We start from the raw sequence: 21,023 nt of genomic DNA, 5'->3' as shown, positions 1-21,023 counted from the left end.
CTAAGGCTGGCTTGCGAACCGGAGTCGCAGCCGATGAAGACGACGCTCGAGATCACCGCCGAGCCCCTGCCGCGGGACCTTGCTTTCCTGGGCGAAAGTCTCACCGCTTTCAATGATGGCGACGTCGGCCCCTCAGGCCGGAAGCCTCTCGTTGTCTTCGTGCGCGACGAGCACAGCGGCGTCGTCGCCGGCATATCCGGCTACACCGCCTGGGGCTGGCTTTACGTGCAGTGGCTGTGGGTCGACGAAAGGCTGCGCGGAAAAGGCATTGCCGCCGGCATGCTCGACGCCGCCGAACAGGAAGCTGTCGCGCGCGGCTGCCATGGCGCCTGGATCGACACTTTCAATCCAATTGCCGAAAAGGTCTATCGGCGTCAGGGCTACCAGCCGTTCGGCGAATTGCCCGATTTCCCGGTTGGCCGCAGCCGCGTCTTCCTGCAGAAGAAACTGTCGCCCTGATCAGCCCGTCAGCTTTCCGCCGCGCAGCGGCTCGGGCGCGCCGGTGGTGCTCGGAAAGCTGATCGGCAGGCCGCGCAGCACGCGCACGGCGAGGAAAGCAAAACATTCCGCTTCCACCGCGTCGCCCTTCCATCCGAGCGTCTCGGCCTGAACCACTTCGACCCCGGCGCGGCTTTCGAGCATCGCCATCATCGTTGGGTTATGGCGGCCGCCGCCGCTGACCGCCAGCCGCTTCGGCCGGCGTGGCAACAGGTCGAGCGCCTTGCCCACGGCCGACACAGTGAAGGCCGTCAGCGTCGCCGCGCCGTCCTCGGCGTTCAGCCCCTCGGCCATCGCCGCGGTGAAGTCGAAGCGGTCGAGGGATTTCGGGTAGGGCTTAGTCAGGTATGGATGCTGCAAGAGCCTGGCGAGCCGTTCCTCATCGACCTTGCCGGCAGCCGCCAGCCTGCCGTCGCGGTCCATCTCGCCGAGGCCTTTCGACTTGACGAAGTCATTGACCGGCGCGTTGGCTGGCCCGGTGTCGAAGGCGACGATATTGTCCTTGCCGTCCCACCAGGTGATGTTGCCGACCCCGCCGAGATTGAGCACGGCGGTGTCGCCGCTCGGATCGGCTTCCTTGAGCAGCGCCGCATGATAGGCGGCGGCCAGAGGCGCGCCTTGCCCGCCGGCCGCGACATCGGCCGAGCGGAAGTCATAGGCCACCTTGGTGCCGAGCAGCGAAGCCATCAGCTCGCCGTCGCCGAGCTGGCGCGTGCGGCCGATCCGCCCCGGCTGCGGCGCGCGATGCAGCACCGTCTGGCCGTGGAAGCCAACGACGCCGATCTCGGCCATGCGCATGCCCTGGCTCTCGACCAGATCCTTGACCGCCGCCGACTGCGCCCGCGTCAGCGCCTCCTCTGCCTCGCGAAAAATCACCGGCTCCGGTCCCTCGAAATTCCAGGCGCGCGCCTGGCGCAGCGTCTCTTCGAGCAAGGCGCGGATCGATTGCGGGTAGGGGGCCAGCGTGTATGCGCCGGTGTCGGCGATGCGCTCGCCATCCGTCTTGATCAGCGCCACGTCGATATTGCCGTCGAGCACCGTTCCGGTCATCAGGCCGACGGCCCAGATTGGTTCCATGGTCTTGTCCCCGAATCGTCGTCCAACCACGTGTCGGACGGATCGGCGCGGCAGGCAAGTCTTTCGGCTCGCCCTTGCCGGCGGCCTTTTGCGCCAAATGGCGAAAATCGAGCAACCACGTTCTTGCCTCTTGCCGCCGAAGGCGCGAGCCTGCACGACCGTCGCCGACCTGTCTCAAGGAGAAAAATGCCATGGCAGCCAATGTTGCAGTGATCGCGGGCGCCGGCTCCGGCTTAAGCGCCTCGCTGGCGCGGCTTCTCACTCAGGAAGGCTTCCGCGTCGTTCTCGCTGCGCGCAATGTCGACAAATTGGCGACGCTGGCGAAGGAAACCGGCGCGCTGGCCGTCGAAACCGATGTGTCCGACACGGCCTCCGTCGAGCGGCTGTTCGACACGGCCGACAAGGCAGGCCCGCTCGAAATCGCGGTTTTCAACGCCAGCGGCCGCACACGCGGGCCGATCGCCGAACTCGATCCCGAGGCAGTCAAGCAAGCTTTGTTCGTCGGTGCCTATGGCGGCTTCCTGGTCGGCCAACAAGCGGCGCGCCGGCTTCTTGCACGCGGCTCCGGCTCAATCCTGTTCACCGGCGCCACGGCGAGCCTCAAGGGCTTTTCCGGCTCGGCCGGTTTCGCCATGCCGAAATTCGGCCTGCGCGGGCTGGCGCAATCGATGGCGCGAGAGCTTTCCCCGAAGAACATCCACGTCGCGCATTTCATCATCGACGGCCAGATCGAGCCGGCCGGACAGGCGCCCGAGCCCGACCGCCCCGACCGCCGCCTCTCGCCCGACGCGATCGCCGAGACCTACCTCGCCGTCCATCGCCAGCATCGCAGCGCCTGGAGCTTCGAGGTCGAGCTGAGGCCTTGGGTCGAGACGTTCTGACGACCCACTGCACGAACCTTACAATAACGCACCCTGCCGCAGCTTTATTTTAGAAAGTATGCATATTTTCTGATGCCATTTTAGCGATTTGCAATGTAAAAAAAGCAAAAAATAAAAGATACCTTTACTTAACTTCGGCGTGCATACTGCGGTTCGATCAGAGCTGTTGTCCGGCTCTCCTGCGCGAATTGAGAATGGGCATGCCGCTTACACGTCGCACGCTGTTTGCAGCCGGAGGCGGAGGGCTGCTGGTCGCGCAAGCGCAAGCCATGGCCACGCAGGCCCAGGCGCAAGACGCTCCAAAGCCCATCGTGAGCGACAACAAGCTGCGCATCGCCATGCCCGGTTTCGCCTCCGATCCGTTCTTTCCGGCCGATGGCTCAGGCGACAAGGGCATCGACATGGATCTTGCGCGCGGCATAGCCGCCGAGCTTGGCGTCGAACCCGTGTTCGACCGGTCCGCCGCGACCTTCGATGGCATGGTGCAAAGGCTGACGTCCGGTCAGGCGGACCTGGCGATCGGCAAGCTCAGCCGCACGCTTAAGCGCGGCCGCTCGATCCTCTATTCCCGGCCTTACGCCATGCTGCATCAGGGCCTGCTCGCCAATCGCGTGAACCTGGCGCGCATCACGCAAGGCAAGCCGCCCGAACAGATCATCCGCGATTTCTCCGGCGATCTCGGCGTGATCGAAGGCTCGTCCTTCGCCACTTATGCGGCGGCCACTTTCCCGCACGCCACGATCCAGCGCTTCGCGGGCTGGAACACGGTCATCGACGCGATCCGCAACGGCACGATCGACCTTGCTTATCGCGATGATTTCGAGATCAAGAAGCTGATGGTCGACGATCCGTCGATGACGGTGGTCGCGCGCTCGATCACGCTGACCGACAAGGTCGATACGATCGCGGTCGGCGTCAGTCCGGCCAATCCGCATCTGGCGGCCTTTGTCGATCTCTATCTCGATCTGGCAAGGGCTCAGCAGGTCCTCAACACCGACGAGATCATTGCGCGCTATCGCCAGGGGAGCAAAGCCTGACAATGGCCGTCTCGGATGCAGCCGCACCCATGCCTCTCGATTGGCGCCAGGCGGCAAAGCGCATCCTGCGCTCGCCGTTGACGACGATCATCATGATCCTGGCCGGGATATTGTGCGGCCTCTACTACCCGGCCGTCGCCCATGCGATCAGCCCCGTCGCCCAGGTCTACCTGAATTTCCTCAAGATGGTCGTCCTGCCTTACCTGGTCTCGTCGGTCATCTTCTCGATCACCGCCATGGTCCAGGACCCGAAATCGGTGCGCTATCTCGGCAAGGTCGGCATAGCGGTGCTGGTCGTGTCGTTCCTCGCCGTGCTGGTCAGCGGCACCTATTCGCTGATCCTCAAGCCCGGCCAGATCGAGAACCCGCAGTCGCGCATCGAGCTCGGCGAGTTCATCAATTCGCAGGGCAGCGTCTCCACCGATCTCGCCTTCCCGTTCCAGCCGCCACCGCCCACTGGCGACCCGAACGGCGGACATTCGATCTTCCTGGATCTTGTGCCGAACAACGTCTTCAACGCGCTGGCGTCGGGCCAGACCATCCAGGTCCTGTTGTTCTGCCTGCTTTTCGGGCTGGCGATGGGCAAGATTCCGCAGCCCTCGTCACTCAGCCTGTCACAAGCGCTCAACGCGGTCTACCGGGCCTGCACGGTGCTGACCAACTGGTTCGTCTGGGGATTGCCCTTCGCGACCTTCGTCCTGATCGCCGACCAGACCGCGTCGACCGGCACCAAGCCGCTGATGCTGATGGGCGGCTATCTGCTGGTGATGGGTCTCTCCTGCCTGACATTCCTCGCCGGCGCGTTTGCGATTATCGCCATCAGGTCGCGGCGAAGCTACTGGGCCACGATCAAGACCCTTCAGCCGCTGCTCATGGTGGCTATCACGACGCGCTCCACCGTCGCGTCGCTGCCCTGGGTCATCAATCTTTTGAGCGAGCGGCTGCGCTTCAACCTGGTGGTGGTCGAGCTGCTCGTGCCGCTGCAGGCGGCGCTGCTGCGGACCGGGCCGGCGCTGGTCTACACATCCGGCGCCCTGTTCATTGCCCAGCTCTACGGCCATCAGCTGGCGATCCCGGACCTCTTGCTTGTCGGCGTCGTCTCCGCGCTTCTGGCGCTGACGACAGGCGGCATGGGCAGCCTGCTCATCCTCTCGCAGATGTCCATCGTCTGCGGCTATCTCAAGCTTCCCTTCGAGGCGGCGTTCGCTCTGTTCGTGGCGGTGGACGCGGCCGTGGACACGCTGATGACGCTGTCCAGCGTCTCCACTGTGGCCGCAAGCACGGCAATGATCGCGCCCAGCCATCGAGAGACGGTGCAGGGCGTTGAAACCGTTGGGCAAGAGCTCGAAGCCGAGCCCGCCCGATGATCGACGACGCCATCCGCCCGCAGCTCGGCATCATCGGCGGTCTCGGGCCGCTGGCGTCGGCCGACTTCTACTTCAAGCTGACGCGGATGACCGAGGCGCTGCGCGACAACGAGCATGTGCCTTCCGTCATCCTCAGCGTGCCGCAGCTGCCCGACAGGACCGAAGCGATCCTGGCCGGTCATGACGGTCCGCTGGCGCCGCTGCGAGCGGCGGTCGCAACGCTCAATGCGCTCGGCGTTGCTTGCATTGCCATGCCCTGCAACACCGCCCATCATTGGTACGACAAGCTGGCGGCGGACTCGCCAGCCGAGATCATCCATATCGGCGACGCTGTGGTGGCGGAGATTCGCCGCAACCTGGACCGGGGCAGGATTGCCAACCTCGCAACCCGGGGCACCCTGGTTTCCGGTTTCTATCAGCACAGGATATCGGCGGCGGGGTTCGAACTCTGCGTCCCGCAGGACGCCGAGTTTCAGGAACGCGTCGACAGCGCGATCATGCTCGTCAAGGCCGGGTCGATCGCGGAAGCCGCGGCCGAGACCGAGCGCGCGCTTCATCTCGTGCAAATGGCTGGCGCAGATATCGCCCTGCTTGGCTGCACGGAACTGTCGGTGGTGGCAGCCAGCCTCAACGACACGAACGGATTGATCGTCATCGACAGCAATGCAGCCTTGGCGCGGGCCAGCCTGATGCGGCTGGGCTTCGGCATACAGGAAGCGCGGGGCCTGCCGACTGTGCCTCGCTTGCGGGGAAGCGATCGGTTGAGCTGGCGAGTCGCGCAGCAGGCCTCCTGAGCGCTTGCCGCTTGATCGCGTAAAACCGGCTGCCAGCAGCCAATGTTCTCCAAGTCATAAAATCTTTGAGAGAATATTTTCCGCCTCCCGTCTTAGAGGAAATGCGCTTCTTTGCCCGAGCGGGCAGCATTGGTGATGCTTGAGATCAAGGCTTCGCATCCCGCCAGGCCGAAATGATTTCAGGATCGCAAGGAACGCATCATGTCGAAACACGGCAGCGCCTCAAATTCTCTCGTTACGTCAATCACCAGGCGCGCCGGACTGGCGGCGCTTCTGGCCACGACATTGGCCGTCATCGGCCTCACTGGACCGTCGCCGTCCTTTGCCGAGGACAAGAAGGCGATCAAGGTCGGCATCATCAGCGGCGAGGACGAGGATGTCTGGCGCGTCGTCACCGCCGAGGCGGCGAAGAAAGGCCTGACGATCGAGACCGTTGTCTTCAACGACTATACCCAGCCCAACGAAGCGCTGGAGCGCGGCGAGATCGATGCCAACGCCTTCCAGCACAAGCCCTATCTCGACAACCAGATCAAGACGCAAGGCTATCACATCGTGCCGGTCGGCTATACCGGCGTCTGGCCGATCGGCCTCTATTCGAAGAAGCACGCCAAGGTCGCCGACCTGCCGGAAGGCGCTGTGATCGGCCTGCCCAACGACCCGTCCAACGAAGGCCGCGCGCTGCACGTGCTGGAGCATGAAGGCTTGATCAAGCTGAAGGACGGCACCGGCATCCTGGCGACCACCGCCGACATTGCGGAGAACCCGAAGAAGCTCGAGATCAAGGAGCTCGACGCCGGCATCGTCGGCCGCTCGGTCGACGATCTCGACGCCGCGATCGTCAACACCGACTGGGCGCTGAAGAGCGGCCTCGGCCCGGAAAATCGCATCGCGCAGGAGCCGGTGGCCGACAACCCCTACCGCAACTTCATCGCGGTCAAGATCGGCAACGAGAACGAACCCTGGGTGAAGACGCTGGTCGCCTCCTACCAGAACGAGACGGTCAAGGCCGAATTCGACAAGGTCTACAAAGGCACCGGGATCAGCGCCTATTGACCGGCGCATGGTTGGCAGAGATGGGCGGTCCGCTGCTGAGCGGGCCGCCGTCGCGTTTGCGTGGCACTGAAACGGAAACAGAGATGAACCAGCACGTCACCGCCGGACTCGCCGATCCGGTCGAGCCGACCAGGCGGGGAGACGTTGTCCGCCTCGTCGATCTGAAGCGCCGCTTCGGCGCGACGGCAGCGCTCGACGGCGTCTCGCTGACCGTGAAGAAGGGCGAGATCCTCGGCATCATCGGCCGCAGCGGCGCCGGCAAGTCGACGCTGATCCGCTGCCTGAACGGGCTGGAGCGAGCGGATTCCGGCGAGGTCTTCATCGAGGGTCGCGAGATCAGCCGCCTCGGCGAGCGCGAGCTGCAGCCGCTGCGCCGCCGCATCGGCATGGTGTTCCAGCACTTCAATTTGTTGTCGGCCAAGACCGTCGAGGACAATGTCGCGCTGCCACTCAAGATCGAAGGGCGGCCGCGCGCCGAGCGCATGGCCCGCGCGGCTGAATTGCTGCAGCTGGTCGGTCTGTCGGAGAAGGCTAAAGCCTATCCCGCCTCGCTGTCGGGTGGCCAGAAGCAGCGCGTCGGCATCGCCAGGGCTTTGGCCGCGCGGCCGGCGCTGCTCTTGTCCGACGAGGCGACATCGGCGCTCGATCCGGAAACGACGCGCTCGATCCTGGCGCTGCTCAAGGACATCAATTCCAGGCTCGGCCTCACCATCCTGCTGATCACGCATGAGATGGAAGTGATCCGCTCCATCGCCGATCGCGTGGCGGTGATCGATGCCGGCCGGATCGTCGAGGAGGGCGCCGTCTGGCAGGTCTTCGCCGATCCGAAGTCGGAGATCACCCGCAGCCTGCTCGGCGGCATCCGGCCGCAACTTCCGCCCGAGATTGCCAGCCGACTCGCCGCGGGCGAGGGCGCCGAAACGATCCTCCGGATCGACGTCGCGGGAGAAGCAGCGCGTCGCCCGCTGCTGTCCGAACTGAGCGTCAGCGTGCCCGGTGCGTTCCGGCTTGTGCATGGCGGCATCGACCATGTGCAGCAGCAGCCGGTCGGCACGCTGTTCGTGGCGGTCCCTGGAGCCGATGCCAGGCATCTGGCGGCGGTTATCGCTTTCCTGAAGAACCGCGGCGCGCGGGTGGAGGTGCTTGGCCATGTCGCCGGTCCTGTTTGAACTCCTGCTTCGCTCGATCTGGGAGACGGTGCTGATGACCGGCGCGTCCGGGCTCATTTCACTGGTCTTCGGCCTGCCGCTCGGCCTTGCGCTGGTCGCCACCGATCGCGGCGGCATCGCCGAAACTCTTTGGATCAACCGCATCCTCGGTGCCGTCATCAATGGCTTCCGCTCGGTGCCCTTCATCATCCTGCTGGTGGCGTTGATCCCGGTGACGCGGCTGATCGTCGGCACCTCGATCGGCACCTGGGCGGCGATCGTGCCGCTGTCGATCGCGGCGACGCCCTATTACGCGCGCATTGCCGAAGTGTCGCTGCGCGAGGTGGACCACGGGTTGATCGAGGCGGCGCGCGCCATGGGCGGCAACCGCTGGACGATCATCCGCGAGGTGCTGGTTCCGGAGGCGCTGCCAGGCATCGTCGCCGGCTTTACCGTGACGCTGGTGACGCTGGTGGGCGCCTCGGCCATGGCCGGCGCCATCGGCGCCGGCGGTCTCGGCGACCTCGCCATCCGCTACGGCTATCAGCGCTTCGAAACCAGCGTCATGGTCGCCGTTGTCATCGTGCTCATCGTGCTGGTCTGCGGCATCCAGTGGATCGGCGACCGGCTGGTCGCTCGTCTGGATCATCGTGGATGACGTGCGGCATCCGAACGCAATTTGCCGCAAATGCCGGGAATTGAGCGCTGGCTTGCTCCGTTTGCAATCAGATTGGTCGGCGCTTTCCTTCACCCGCAATGACACGCATGCCATCGTGCGGCGGGTCGCCAAGGCAATTCCGGGAAAAGCGCGCGGCGATTTTCTGTCCGGAATCCGAAGACATAGAGTTGCCGCCAACAGGAGCCTGACCATGCCAAGAATAATTCCGGTGCTCGATCTCGACCGCCTGGAGCAGGGTCCATCCGAACTTCGAACTTTCTTGTTTGATCTACGCACCGCCGCCCGCGATGTCGGTTTCTTCTATCTGAGCGGCCACGGCATCACCCAGCCGGAGATCGGCGCTGTGCTGCGCGCCGCCCGCGGCTTCTTCGCCTTGCCGGAAGCCGACAAGCTCGCCATCGAAATGGTGAAGTCGCAGCAGTTCCGCGGCTACACGCGCGCCGGCGGCGAACTGACCAGGGGCAAGGCCGACTGGCGCGAGCAGCTCGACATCGGCGTCGAACGCGCGACCATCGCGCAAGGGCCGGGCGTGCCGGCCTGGACGCGGCTGCAGGGCCCGAACCAGTGGCCGGCCGCGCTCCCCGATCTGAAGCCGGCGTTGCTCGCCTGGCAGACCAAGGCGACCGATGTGGCGATCCGGCTGCTCAAGGCCTTCGCGCTGTCGCTCGACCAGCCGGAGGACGCCTTCGACGCCATCTATCGCGGCGAGCCGAACCACCGCATGAAGATTGTGCGCTATCCAGGCCGCGACACGACCGGCGACGACCAGGGCGTCGGCGCGCATAAGGATGGCGGCTTCCTCACCCTTTTGCTGCAGGACGAGAACAAGGGCCTGCAGGTCGAGTATGACGGCAACTGGGTCGATGTCGACCCGATCCCGCAAACGCTGGTCGTCAACATCGGCGAACTGCTTGAACTCGCCTCGAACGGCTATCTGAGGGCGACCGTGCACCGCGTCGTCACGCCGCCCGCCGGCGTCGAACGGATTTCGGTGCCGTTCTTCTTCAGCGCCCGTCTCGACGCCACGATCCCGCTGCTTGACCTGCCGGAGGAGTTGGCGGCCGAGGCGCGCGGCCCGGCCAGCGACCCTGACAACCCGCTGTTTCGCAACGTCGGAGCCAATGTGCTGAAAAGCCGGCTGAGGTCACATCCCGACGTAGCGCGGCGCCATTATGCGGACCTGTTGGAAAAAGCATCGGCCGCCGGCTGACGACTTCACAATGATTAAGCGAGATTTTTTCGCGATCTCGGCATTTTTTGGAATGTCGTTCGTGGAAAATACGCCGCCGAGACCCCAAATAGGTTGCATCGCTCGGTGTTTTCCTCCCATTGCGCCGGGCGATGTTCCCCTCTGAAGGTTATGACCTTCATGCTTGGCCGGGCCGCTTTCGCGCCCGGCCTTTTTCTTTCAAATGCTTTAGAGATGCCTCGATCAGGCGAAGGCGATACCGATCGCGACAAGGCGGCCTAGCTCATCAGCTTCGGCAATCCTGCCGCCAGCGCGTCGATGGCCAGCCGCACCTTCAATGGCAGATGCGGCGTCTGCAGCCAGAGTGCGTGGCAATCGTAGAGATAGTCCGGCTGGCCAGGCAGCACGCGGATGAGCTTGCCCGCTTCGACACGCTCACGCACCAGCCAGTATGGCAGCCAGGCCAGTCCCATGCCTTGGCTCGCCGCGTCGGCGATGGCATCGAGATCGTCGAGACGCAATCGACCGACCGGCGCGAACTCTGCGACGGTACCGTCATCGCGAGGGAAGAGCCATGGCTGCAACACATGGCCGAGCCGCCGGTAGACGATTGGCTGATGGGCGGCGATATCCTCAAGATCGGTGGGCTTGCCGAAGGTCTCGATGTAGGACGGCGAAGCGCAGACGACCATGCGCTGGCGCGCGACTCGGCGCCCGATGATGCCGGCCCGATCATCCAGCGCGCCGGTACGGATCGCCAGATCGAAACCATCCTCGACGATATCGGCGAAGCGGTCGCTGAGCGACAGGTCCAGCTCCAGCGTTGGATGGCGTCGCGCGAGCGCGAGCAGGATCGGCGTGACGCAGTGCCGGCCGAAATGCGCCGGCATCGTCACTCGCAGTTTCCCGCGCGGCTCGGACAGTTGGTCGGCGGCCAGCGCGTCGGCCGCCTGCGCTTCCGCCAGCACGATCCTGCAGCGCTCATAATAGGCGCGTCCGAAATCGGTCGGGCTCTGCTGGCGCGTGGTGCGGCTGATGAGGCGCACCCCGAGCCGCTCCTCAAGGAAGCGGACATGCTTGCCGACCATCGGCCCCGAAAGGTCGAGAGCCGCCGCGGCGGCCGTGAACGAGCCGAGGTCGATGGCTTTCACGAACACTTCCATGCTTTCGAGGCGATCCATATTGAAAACCTATCGTTTCGACTGTCCTGCCTGAACAGCGATTTATCGGCTCTCCACGCCCCTGCATAGTTCCATTCCATCGATTGGATTTGGAGTTGCATGGATGGCAAGGGTTGTTCGCTTTCACAGTCACGGCGGTCCCGAGGTGCTTCGCATCGAGGAGATAGCGGTTCCGTCGCCAGGTCCTGGCGAGGTTCGGATCCGCGTCAGGGCACTGGGCTTGAACCGCGCCGATGCCTTGATGCGCAACGGCACTTACATCGAAACGCCATCGCTGCCGTCAGGCCTCGGTCTTGAGGCAGCCGGCTTTGTCGAGGCGATCGGCGAGGGCGTCGCTGGTTTCGCGCCGGGTGATGCGGTCAGCATCATCCCGCCGCGATCGATGGCGCGCTGGCCTGCCTATGGCGAGCTTGTGACCTTTCCTGCCGAGTTCGTCGTCAGGCATCCGCCATCGCTTTCGTTCGAGGCCGCCGCGGCGACATGGATGCAATATCTCACCGCTTATGGCGCGCTGATCGATATCGCCCATCTGTGCCGTGACGAGCCCGTCGTCATCACCGCCGCTTCGAGCAGCGTCGGGCTCGCCGCCATCCAGATCGCCAACAGAATTGGCGCCGTGCCGATCGCCGTCACCCGGACATCGGCCAAGAAGACGGCATTGCTCGATGCCGGCGCCGCGCATGTGGTGGCCTTGGCTGAGGACGATCTCCAAGCGCGGCTGAGAGCGATCGCGCCGCAAGGCGTGCGGGTCGTGCTCGACCCGGTAGGCGGCCCGATCTTCACGCCTCTTGCGGCCGCGATGGCGCACGGCGGCATTCTCATCGAATATGGCGGCCTCAGCCCTGAGCCGACGCCGTTCCCGCTGTTCGAGGTCCTGGCGAAGACGTTGACGTTGCGCGGCTACCTTGTCCACGAGATCACCGGCGATCCCGCCCGGCTGCAAACAGCCAAGCGCTTCATCCTCGATGGCCTCGCATCGGGCGCGCTGAGGCCGATCATCGCCAGGACGTTTAGGTTCGAGGCGATCGCCGAGGCGCACCGCTTTCTCGAGGCGGGCGAACAGTTCGGCAAGATCGTCGTGACTGTGTGAGGGCCTGAAAGGATCGGCGCTCGATCGAGCGGCGCGCCCGATCGATCATGCCGCCCGAACTACGCAGACCGTCGCTACCCGCGCTTTTCGATAACCGCGTAGAGCACGTTGCGGTTCTCGCCGTAGAACACCTGCGCGTCGACGGTGTTGCGGTCGACGCTGGCGTTGATGATGTTCCACATGTCGGCCTCGGAGCGCAGCAGCAACACCCAGTCCATGAAGGTTTCCCGGTAGCCGGCGTCGGGCGTGCCCTCGGCATAGTTCGCAAACAGGAACCTGCCGTTGGGCTTCAGCATCTGCAGGCAGGTCTTGGTGAGCTTCACGGCGACGTTGTGCTGGAGGTAGTCATAAAGGCCCGAGGCGTAGATGAGGTCGAACTTGCCGAGCTTGTGGCCCCTAGTCAGCACGGTCCGCACCGAACCGTCCACGGCCTCGACCGCGGTGCCCTGGAAGTCGCGCGCGATCAGCCCGACGCTCTGCGGGTCCTGGTCGAGCGCAACCCAGCGCTTGAGCCCGCCCTCGGCGAGCGCCCTCGAACGATTGGCTTCGCGCAAATGGCCGGCCGCGATCGCCAGCACCTCGGCGTCCGGCCCGTTCATCGCGGCGGTCTCATCGACATAGCGGGTCAGGAGGTCGCGCCGTTCCCGGGCCGCGACGCAGGACGGCACGTTCTGGGTGTGGCTATAGAGCGCTTTGCCGATCCCCGAGGCGTTGGCCACGTCGTCGGCCACATGCGGATCGCAATAGATAAAGTCGAGCAACTGGGCGTCGCCGGAATAGCCCCTGGGCTTGGTGAAGGACCAGTGCGTGAGCGGATCCTGGAGGAAATATTGCAGGATCGCATGGTTCTGCGCCACCGGTATCAAGGCCTGCCAAACGTCGGGATGGACCCTAGAGCGCAGCGCGCTGAGCACCGACAGCAGCCGGCGAACGATCTCGGCGGGATCCTTCCGCAGCTCGATCTGCTGCTGCGTCGTCAACAGGATGAGCGCCAGCTCCGCGCGCGCCGTTTCGAACGCTTCGCCATGATGCTCGGGCTTTCCTCGATGCAGACCTGCGGCAATCGTCTCGGCGGTAATCAGGCTTTTGCCATCAAAAACGGTTTGCACCGGATACTCCGTGGTTAACAGTCCATTAATCTATTGCGTAGAATGTCTCGTTTGCCAACGGCGATCGGTAGCATTTTAATAATATGATTAATTTCCCGCTAACCATCTCGCTTCATTAGATATTTTGCGGGTCGGAATCCGGGTTCGAGTTAACGCAAACTTGTCTCCCGCCGTGGCATTTTATTGCTCGGCAAACCGTTGTTTCCCTAGGAGCGGGCCCGCGTGGGGGCAGAAGCGAGAACAGAGTTCGAAGCGCAAAAACCCGTTGAACAGGGTTTCATTGCGAACGAACGCGTCGCGTCCAGATTGGCCGATATGGCGCATGTGGAGCCCTACGAGCCGCGCCCGGGCCCGGGGCCGAACGAACTGCGTTTCCTTTACCGTGAGGAATCGCAGGCGAAGCGGCGCAAGGAAGCCAGGCCTGGGCTTTGGATGGCCGTTGCCATCTATGTTCTTTTTTCTGCGACGGATCTGCTGCTGATACCGGATGTGGCGCTCTACACGATCACGGCGCGCTTTGCCGTGGGCCTCACGGCGCTTCTGACGCTGGAAGGGCAGCTTCGCCGCGGCGTTGCCACGCAATGGCTGGACATGACCTGCGCCGCCGCCATTATCTTTGGCTATGTCGGCTGGCTCTGGCCGACATCCTTGGGCGCGGACCGGCAAGCCGTCGCATACTATATGGTGTTCGGCACGATCTTCATGATGAGTGCCAACCTCTTCTTCACGTTCAGCTTCAAAACGTCGATCATCACGTCGACCATAATCCTGTGCATATTGTACGTGGTGAATTATTTCGTGCCCGCATCGCTCACGTACAAAATGGTGTTCGGTACGTTCTACGTCTCATGCTTCACCTTCACCTCCTATGTGAACTGGAAGCTCAATGAAGAACGCTACAATGTCTTCCTCAACGCGCTGGAAGCCAAAATCCAGCACAAGGAGGCCACCGAGCGTGGCAAGGCGCTGTTGCGGCTGTCGCGCACCGATCCGCTGACGGGCCTGGAGAACCGCCGCGCGATCGACGAGAAGCTCAGGGATTGCTGGAGCGACTGGCAGAAGCTCGGCATTCGTTTCGCGGCGATCCTCATCGACGTCGATTTCTTCAAGAAGTTCAACGACTGCTACGGCCATCAGGAGGGCGACCGTTGCCTGATTCATGTCGCCAACGCGCTGAGCGATCTCGTGCGGCAACACAATGGCTCGATCGGGCGCTATGGCGGCGAGGAATTCATCGTGCTGGCGCGCATGAACGACAAGGACCAGGTCGCGGATCTCGCGCAAGCCATTTGCCGCACGGTGGAGGACCTGGCGCTGACACATGAGCTGCGGCGGGACGGCACCTCTATCGTGACGGTGAGCGTCGGCGCCGCCTTTACCAGGACGCAGGCCGGCGGCAAGCTGGAGAAGATCATCCACGAGGCCGACCGCGCGCTGTACCTGGCGAAGGCCGGCGGCCGCAATTGCGCGCGATTGTTCGACCCGACCGATCCACAATCGAGCGACGAGAGCGAGAACATCGCCGCCCTGCTGAAGATCGCCGTCGAACGGGATCTCGTCTCGCTGGTCTATCAGCCGATCCAGGATGTCGCGTCCGGCCGGTTCGAAGCGGTCGAGGCGCTGATGCGCCTGAAGATGCTCGACGGCATACTGGTCCCGCCCAGCCTGTTCATTCCCGTCGCCGAACGCACCGGCGCCATCCTCGAGCTCGGGCGCTGGGCGATAAGGAAGGTGTGCACGGATATGCTGGCGCACGACCATGTTCGTCTCGTCAGCGTTAACGTATCGCCGATCCAGCTCAAGACGCCCGGCTTCGCGACATCCGTCGCCGGCATCCTCGGCGAGACCGGCGTCGCCGGCAGCCGGCTAGCCTTCGAGATCACCGAGGGGCGCGAACTGGAGATGGACTCCGACATCCTGCGCTGCATCAGCGACCTGAAGCTCCTGGGCATCAGGATCTGGCTCGATGATTTCGGCACTGGCTTCGCCGGCCTGTCATGGCTGCGCCTGATCGATTTCGACACGGTCAAGATCGACCGTTCGTTCCTGCACGACTGCGGCACGCCGAAGGGTATGGCCATGCTCCAGGACATCATCGCGCTGGTCCGCAACCGCGGCCACAAGATCCTGGTCGAAGGCGTGGAAACCGACGAGCAGATGGCGCTGATGCGCGAGTTCGGCATCGACAAGGTGCAAGGCTACCACGTCGGCCGTCCGCTGCCGGCGGCAAGTTTCCAGGCGAAGCGGCCGGTGCAGAAACGGCCGTTCACGGTGCTGAAGTCGGCGTGATACTGCATTCGAATTGAAAGCCCAGGTAAAGGCATTTCCGAGATTGGGTCTGAGGCGCGGGCGGGCGAGCAGTTTCTCCTTGCTGCCCCCAGCCGCCTATCCCGAACAGTTCGGCAAGGTGGTGGTCGTGGTTTGAGGCGCGCTTGCCTGTTTGCAGGCTGCTGCCCCGCTCAGCAAAAGGGTTAATAGGCCGCGGCCGAGCCGGGTATAGCCTGAAGGCGCTCGATGTCCTGACGGGGCGGGGCGCCGAACAGGCGCCGATATTCGCGGCTGAACTGGGACGGGCTGTCGTAGCCGACCGCGAAACCGGCCGTGCCGGCGTTGGCCCCGTCGGCCAGCATCAGCCTTCGCGCTTCCTGCAGGCGTAGCTGCTTTTGATATTCGAGCGGGGTCATGCGTGTGATCGCCTTGAAGTGGGCGTGAAGCGACGACGCGCTCATGCCTGAGGCGGCGGCAATCTCGTCGATCCGCAACTGCGTGTGGAAGCCGCTGCGTATCGTGGCGATGGCGCGGCTCACCTGGTTCAGGTGGCTGTCGACGGTTCCCATTTGACGAAGCGTTGCGCCATGCGGACCGGTGAGCAGACGGTAGAGGATTTCGCGCTCCACGAGCGGGGCCAGGACATCGATGGTCTCGGGGCGATCGAGCAGCTTCACCAATCGGCATGCGGCATCGATCAGGTCAGGATCGCTTGGATAGACGGCAAGCACGGGCAAGTCCTTCTCGGAAGAAACCCGCCGCTCGATCACAAGCAGGTCGGCAAGTGCCGCTGGGTCGAAGTCGATCTTGCAGCAAAGATATGGCGCGGCCGGACTGGCCTCGAGAACATGGCCGACCAGAGGCAGGTCGACCGAAACAAGAAGATAGCTCGATGCATCATAGATCACGCTCTGGCCGGCCAGCGAGACGCGCTTCGACCCTTGGGCGATTATGCAAAGCGAAGCTTCGTAGACCGCTGGCACCGGCGCGCTGGGATGGTCGGCGCGAATGAGCGACAGCCGGGGCACAGCGGTGCCGGACATGCCGGAAACCGGTGCGAACCGCGAGATCAGCTGAGCCAGGTCGGCAATTTTGTCCATGCCGCATAAATCTGCATCGCGCGCAATGTTGCAAGGCTTGGTCGGTTTATTTGGAGGATCGTGCAAACTCTTTGGACGATTACGCTACCGCTCTCCGCCTTCGCGCCACCATTTTTCGACCCGTCACCGCAAGCGAAAAGGAAACGATCATGACGGGACTGAAAGACAAGGTTGTATTGATCACCGGCGCCTCGAGCGGCATCGGCGAAGCGACGGTTCGCGAGCTCTCATCGGCGGGCGCCAGGCTGTTTATCGGCGCCCGACGCGGCGAGCGTCTGAAGGCGCTGGCCGAGGAAATCGGTGAACACGTCGCCTGGCGCGAGCTCGACGTAACGAAGGCTGAGAGCTTCGATGCTTTCGCCGATGCCGCGCACGCCGAATTTGGACGGATCGATGTGCTGGTCAACAATGCCGGCGTCATGCCGCTGTCGCCGCTTGCCGCGCTGAAGCGCGATGAGTGGGCGCGCATGATCAACGTCAACATCTTCGGCGTGCTGAACGGGATCGCTTCGGTGCTGCCACGCTTCGTCGCGCAGAAAAACGGGCACGTGGTCAACGTGGCGTCCGTCGGCGCGCATCTCGTTCTGCCCACCGCGGCGGTCTACTGCGGCACCAAATATGCGGTGTGGGCGATCACCGAAGGCCTGCGCCAAGAGCATGACGACATCCGCGCCACGATCATCTCGCCCGGCGTGACCGCGACCGAACTGGGCGACGACATCAGCGACCCGCAGGTGGCCGCGGCTTTGAAGGAGTGGCGGCAGAAATCACTGACGCCGGACGCCATCGCCCGCGCGATCCGCTTCGCCCTCGAACAGCCCGACGGCGTCGACGTCAACGAAGTGATCGTGCGCCCGACGGCGGCAAATATGTAGACATTCGTCTGCCAAGATGCCGATTGTCAGTGAATGACGGGCAGGCCGGCCTGAACGCCGGCCTGCTCCAGCTCTTGAGATCAAGCAGCCTTGACCTTCAGCTCTTCCTCGCCGCGCACCATCCTGGTCACGCCGGCGAAGTCGAGCTTGCCGGAACCGAGCACCGGCACTTTCGGCACGACGCGCACCTCGGCCGGCACCATCAGGTCCATGGCGCCATTCGCCTTGGCGAAGGCGAGGAAGTCCGCGCGGGTCGCGCCGGAAGCTTCTGTGATCAGGATGAGCTTCTCGCCCTTGCGCGCGTCCGGCACCGCCGCGACGGCTGACGGCGAGCCTTTCCAGAGCTCGCCTGCCAGCGCCTCGACCGCGGCCAGCGAGATCATCTCGCCGCCGATCTTGGCGAAGCGCTTGGCGCGGCCCCGAATCGAGATGAAGCCGGCATCATCGACGGTGACGACATCGCCGGTGTCGTGCCAGCCGTCTTTCAGTGGCTCGATCACGCCGGGGTTCTCGGCCCGCAGATAGCCCGACATGACGTTCGGGCCGCGCACGAACAGCCGTCCGCCTTCGTCGACGCCGGGCACCGGGTCCAGGCGATACTCCATGCCGGGCATGATTTTGCCGACGCTGCCCGACTTGTTGTACATCGGCGTGTTGATGGCGATCACCGGGGCTGCTTCCGTCACGCCGTAGCCCTCGAGGATGCGCAGGCCGAACTTCTCCATATAGGTCGTGCGCGTCGCCGCCTTGACCGGCTCGGCGCCGGCGAAGCAGTAGCGCACCGAGCGGAAGTCGTAAGGATGCGCCGTGCGGGCGTAGCCGGCGAGGAAGGTATCGGTGCCGAAGATGATCGTCGCGTTCGATCCGTAGATCAGTTCCGGCACGATGCGGTAGTGCAGCGGGGAGGGGTAGAAATAGACCGGCACGCCCGAAATCAGCGGCAGCACCGTTCCCGCCGTCATGCCGAAGGAGTGGAAGATCGGCAGCACGTTGAACACCTTGTCGCCCGAGTGGAAGTCGATGCGCGACGCGGCCTGGGCGGCGTTGGCCAGGATGTTGCGATGGGTCAGCACCACGCCCTTCGGCGTGCCTTCCGAGCCGGAGGTGAACAGGATCGCTGCCGGATCGTCCGCCTTGCGCGCCACCCGCGGCGTCGTCTTGCGCAACAGGCCGAGCAGCTTGTCCTTGATGCCGATCGTGGCGCGCAGGTCGTCGAGCCAGACGATGTCGACCGAACGGCCGATCTCCTCCACCACCGGCCCGAGCTTGGCCTGCTCGACGAAGGCGCGGGAGGTGAGCACGGTCTTCACCTCGGCCGCCTTGCAGGCCGACAGGATGTTGGCCGCACCCGCGGTGAAGTTGATCATCGCCGGCACCTTGCCAGCCGACATGACGCCGAGCAGCGTCGCGCATGAGCCGTTGGCGTTGGGCAGCATGATGCCCAGCGTCGCTTGTCCCGCATAGAGATGCTCGAACTTCTCGCCGAGCACCGCGGCGGCGGTGAGCAGCTTGCCGTAGCTCAGCGAACCGGTGACCGGATCCTGCACGGCGAGTTCCTTCATGCCGCGCTCGTGAGCCGTCTCGATGATCTTCTGAAGCACCGTCTTGTCGATGTCCTGAGTGCGGAAGACGAGGTCCGACATCACCTGGTAGAGCGCGGAGCCCGCCGCGGCGCGGCGCTGACGCCCCTTCAGTTCCTGGGCGACTTCGAGCTTTACCGGCTCCAGGATGGTCACCTTGACCTTCGGGAACAGGCGATGGCGCACATGCTGCGAGGAGAGCCGCGAGAAGTAGCTCTTCTCCAGCCCCTCGATGCGCACCGGCACTACCATCGAGCCGGTCTTGTCGGCGACCATGGCGGCGCCGTCATAGACCTTCATCAGGCCGCCGGTGACGGTGATGCGGCCCTCCGGGAAGATGACCAGCGGATCGCCGCCCTGCACGATCTTGATCAGCGTGCGGGTCGACATCGGCTTCGCCGGATTGAGCGGCAGCGCCCGGGCGAGCTTCATGAAGGGTTTCATCCACCAGGCCTGGGCGATCGTGTAGTCGATGGCGAAGACCGGCTCCTCGTCGGTCAGCGTCAGCGCCAGCGGACCGTCGAGGAAGCTGACATGGTTGAGCGCCAGGATCGGCGCCTTGCCGGCCGCCTTGAGATTGTCGAGCCCCTCGACCTCCAGCCGCAGGAAGGCGCGGAACAGGATCGAGACGAAGTCGCGGAACGGATTGGTCGGCAGGAATTTCAGCATCAGCCAGGCGGCAATCGCGTTGGCGACGACGAGGCCGAACAGGATGCCCGCGATGGAGACGCCGGCAGCCTGGATGGCGGCGACAAGGATGCCGCCGACGGTCATGAAGCCGGCATTGACGATGCTGACTGCCGCGACGACACGGGCGCGGCGCGCCTCCGGCGACCAGGCCTGCACGGCGGCGAAGGTCGGCACCACCAGGAAGGCGGCGGCGATGGCCATGCCGGCGAGGTCGATGGCCACACGGATGGTGTTCGGGCCGGCGAAGAAGGACGAAAGGCTGGCGGCTGTCGGCGAAGGCTGCATGCTGCCGATGGTCCAGGCCAGGTGCAGCCCGAACAGCGCCATCAGCGCGGTGCCGACCGGCGCGGGCAAAAGCACCATGCGGCCCTGCGACATCCAGGCGGCGATGGCCGAGCCGACGGCGATGGAGACGGCGAACACTGCGAGATAGGCGGTGACGGCGATCTCATTGCCGCCAAGCGAATCCTTGATCATCGCCGGCAGGATCGAAAGCACGATGGCCCCGACCAGCCAGAACCAGGAGGTCATCAGGCCGGCGCGCCAGATGCGCGTATCGGTGCGCAGGTCGGCGACCTGCCGCCAGGTCGAGCGCAAGATGTTCCAGTCGATGGTGAGGTTGGGAGCAGCCGAACCCGTGGCAGGGATGTAGCGGCTGACCAGCCAGCAGCCGACGGCGAGCGCCATCATGATCGGTCCGAACACCGAAACGCCGATGCCGTCGGCGGAAACGACGCCGCCGGCAATCGTGCCGCCGAGGATCGCGGCGAAGGTGGCCGACTCGATCCAGGCATTGGCCTTGGGCAGTTCCTTGCGCTCGAGATGATCCGGCAGGATGCCGTATTTGATCGGCCCGAACAGCGCCGAGATGATGCCGAACATCAACAGCGCCGTCATCAGCACCGGGACTGAGGACAGCGCGATGCCGACGACAGCGACGGCGGCCGCGGCGATCTCGGTGAATTTCAGGCGCCGCGCGATCAGCGCCTTGTCAAAGCGGTCGGCGATCTCACCGCCAAGCGCCGAAAGCAGCAGGAAGGGGGCCATGAAAATGGCGCCGGCCAGCGTCACCAGCGACGCGGCCTGGTCCTTCGCCAGCGTGAAGAGAATGAGGAACACCAGCGTGTTCTTCAGGAAATTGTCGTTGAAGGCCGAGAGGAATTGCGTCCAGAAGAGAGGCGCGAAGCGCCGCGACATCATCAGATGGGTGTTCATGGCAATTTCCATTGGGCAAGCCCGGCTGGCAATCCGTTTGGACTGAGCGGACACTTGCGCGGTTTGAGCCTTGTTTACCGGGAAGCGGTTAAACTTCGTTACTGCGATTTATTCCAATCCATTTGTTTCTTGCCCTTGGCGCCCCGCACCTTTCGTCTGCGATCGGTCTCCAGGGCTTGCAGGCGCTTGAAT

Annotated in this window: 17 protein-coding genes; 12 read left to right on the top strand and 5 right to left on the bottom strand. The window is 64.2% G+C overall.

Annotated features, from left to right (window positions below; translation table 11 throughout):
• Positions 1–33: 33 nt before the first annotated feature.
• On the top strand, positions 34–459 hold the full coding sequence (locus E5X34_RS15315; RefSeq protein ID WP_292566102.1) for a GNAT family N-acetyltransferase: 426 nt from the start codon (positions 34–36) through the stop codon (positions 457–459).
• Here the strand turns inward: E5X34_RS15315 and E5X34_RS15310 are convergent, their stop codons facing one another.
• Positions 460–1,575: an anhydro-N-acetylmuramic acid kinase gene (locus E5X34_RS15310; RefSeq protein WP_292566100.1), complete on the bottom strand. Its 1,116-nt coding sequence runs from the start codon at positions 1,573–1,575 to the stop codon at positions 460–462.
• Between the two features lie 191 nt (positions 1,576–1,766).
• On the opposite strand from E5X34_RS15310, the gene E5X34_RS15305 reads away from it, so the two are divergent.
• The 8 genes from E5X34_RS15305 to E5X34_RS15270 all read left to right on the top strand — a co-directional run bounded on the left by E5X34_RS15305 (position 1,767) and on the right by E5X34_RS15270 (position 9,744).
• Complete coding sequence (locus E5X34_RS15305) at positions 1,767–2,456, top strand: SDR family NAD(P)-dependent oxidoreductase (protein WP_292566097.1); 690 nt, start codon at positions 1,767–1,769, stop codon at positions 2,454–2,456.
• Positions 2,457–2,656: 200 nt separating this feature from the next.
• The gene (locus E5X34_RS15300; RefSeq protein WP_292566094.1) at positions 2,657–3,493 is read left to right on the top strand and encodes a transporter substrate-binding domain-containing protein; all 837 of its coding nucleotides are present in this window, start codon (positions 2,657–2,659) and stop codon (positions 3,491–3,493) included.
• A 29-nt stretch (positions 3,494–3,522) separates the two neighbouring features.
• A complete protein-coding gene (locus E5X34_RS15295; RefSeq protein WP_292566092.1) occupies positions 3,523–4,860 on the top strand; it encodes a cation:dicarboxylase symporter family transporter in 1,338 nt (445 codons plus the stop codon).
• A complete protein-coding gene (locus E5X34_RS15290) occupies positions 4,857–5,654 on the top strand; it encodes an amino acid racemase (protein WP_292566090.1) in 798 nt (265 codons plus the stop codon). Before E5X34_RS15295 ends, E5X34_RS15290 begins: the two co-directional genes overlap by 4 nt.
• Before the next feature lie 201 nt (positions 5,655–5,855).
• Positions 5,856–6,707 carry a MetQ/NlpA family lipoprotein gene (locus E5X34_RS15285; protein ID WP_292566087.1) on the top strand — a complete coding sequence of 284 codons (852 nt, stop codon included), beginning with the start codon at positions 5,856–5,858 and terminating at the stop codon, positions 6,705–6,707.
• A gap of 83 nt (positions 6,708–6,790) precedes the next feature.
• Positions 6,791–7,876 carry a methionine ABC transporter ATP-binding protein gene (locus E5X34_RS15280; RefSeq protein WP_292566084.1) on the top strand — a complete coding sequence of 362 codons (1,086 nt, stop codon included), beginning with the start codon at positions 6,791–6,793 and terminating at the stop codon, positions 7,874–7,876.
• On the top strand, positions 7,857–8,513 hold the full coding sequence (locus E5X34_RS15275) for a methionine ABC transporter permease (protein ID WP_292566081.1): 657 nt from the start codon (positions 7,857–7,859) through the stop codon (positions 8,511–8,513). The genes E5X34_RS15280 and E5X34_RS15275 overlap by 20 nt, the downstream gene beginning before the upstream one ends.
• 211 nt (positions 8,514–8,724) lie before the next feature.
• On the top strand, positions 8,725–9,744 hold the full coding sequence (locus E5X34_RS15270) for an isopenicillin N synthase family oxygenase (RefSeq protein ID WP_292566078.1): 1,020 nt from the start codon (positions 8,725–8,727) through the stop codon (positions 9,742–9,744).
• Positions 9,745–10,001: 257 nt separating this feature from the next.
• On the opposite strand, the gene E5X34_RS15265 is transcribed toward E5X34_RS15270, so the two are convergent.
• Positions 10,002–10,904 carry a LysR family transcriptional regulator gene (locus E5X34_RS15265; protein ID WP_292566075.1) on the bottom strand — a complete coding sequence of 301 codons (903 nt, stop codon included), beginning with the start codon at positions 10,902–10,904 and terminating at the stop codon, positions 10,002–10,004.
• A 103-nt stretch (positions 10,905–11,007) separates the two neighbouring features.
• Between E5X34_RS15265 and E5X34_RS15260 the strand changes: the two genes are divergently transcribed.
• Positions 11,008–11,994: a zinc-dependent alcohol dehydrogenase family protein gene (locus E5X34_RS15260; protein ID WP_292566073.1), complete on the top strand. Its 987-nt coding sequence runs from the start codon at positions 11,008–11,010 to the stop codon at positions 11,992–11,994.
• 74 nt (positions 11,995–12,068) lie between these two features.
• On the opposite strand, the gene E5X34_RS15255 is transcribed toward E5X34_RS15260, so the two are convergent.
• Entirely contained in the window at positions 12,069–13,103 is a 1,035-nt protein-coding gene (locus E5X34_RS15255) for a class I SAM-dependent methyltransferase (RefSeq protein ID WP_292566070.1), read from the bottom strand.
• A gap of 315 nt (positions 13,104–13,418) precedes the next feature.
• Here E5X34_RS15255 and E5X34_RS15250 point away from each other — a divergent pair, with 315 nt between their 5' ends.
• Positions 13,419–15,392: a GGDEF and EAL domain-containing protein gene (locus E5X34_RS15250; protein WP_292566067.1), complete on the top strand. Its 1,974-nt coding sequence runs from the start codon at positions 13,419–13,421 to the stop codon at positions 15,390–15,392.
• A 182-nt stretch (positions 15,393–15,574) separates the two neighbouring features.
• On the opposite strand, the gene E5X34_RS15245 is transcribed toward E5X34_RS15250, so the two are convergent.
• A complete protein-coding gene (locus E5X34_RS15245) occupies positions 15,575–16,471 on the bottom strand; it encodes an AraC family transcriptional regulator (RefSeq protein WP_292566064.1) in 897 nt (298 codons plus the stop codon).
• Between the two features lie 149 nt (positions 16,472–16,620).
• Between E5X34_RS15245 and E5X34_RS15240 the strand changes: the two genes are divergently transcribed.
• Complete coding sequence (locus E5X34_RS15240; protein ID WP_292566062.1) at positions 16,621–17,346, top strand: SDR family oxidoreductase; 726 nt, start codon at positions 16,621–16,623, stop codon at positions 17,344–17,346.
• A gap of 80 nt (positions 17,347–17,426) precedes the next feature.
• Here the strand turns inward: E5X34_RS15240 and E5X34_RS15235 are convergent, their stop codons facing one another.
• Entirely contained in the window at positions 17,427–20,831 is a 3,405-nt protein-coding gene (locus tag E5X34_RS15235; RefSeq protein ID WP_292566060.1) for an acyl-[ACP]--phospholipid O-acyltransferase, read from the bottom strand.
• Positions 20,832–21,023 lie beyond the last annotated feature (192 nt).

Origin of the sequence: Mesorhizobium sp. (assembly GCF_004963255.1) — a bacterium.
Taxonomy (GTDB): domain Bacteria; phylum Pseudomonadota; class Alphaproteobacteria; order Rhizobiales; family Rhizobiaceae; genus Mesorhizobium.
This window is presented reverse-complemented; position numbering and strand designations above follow the sequence as displayed.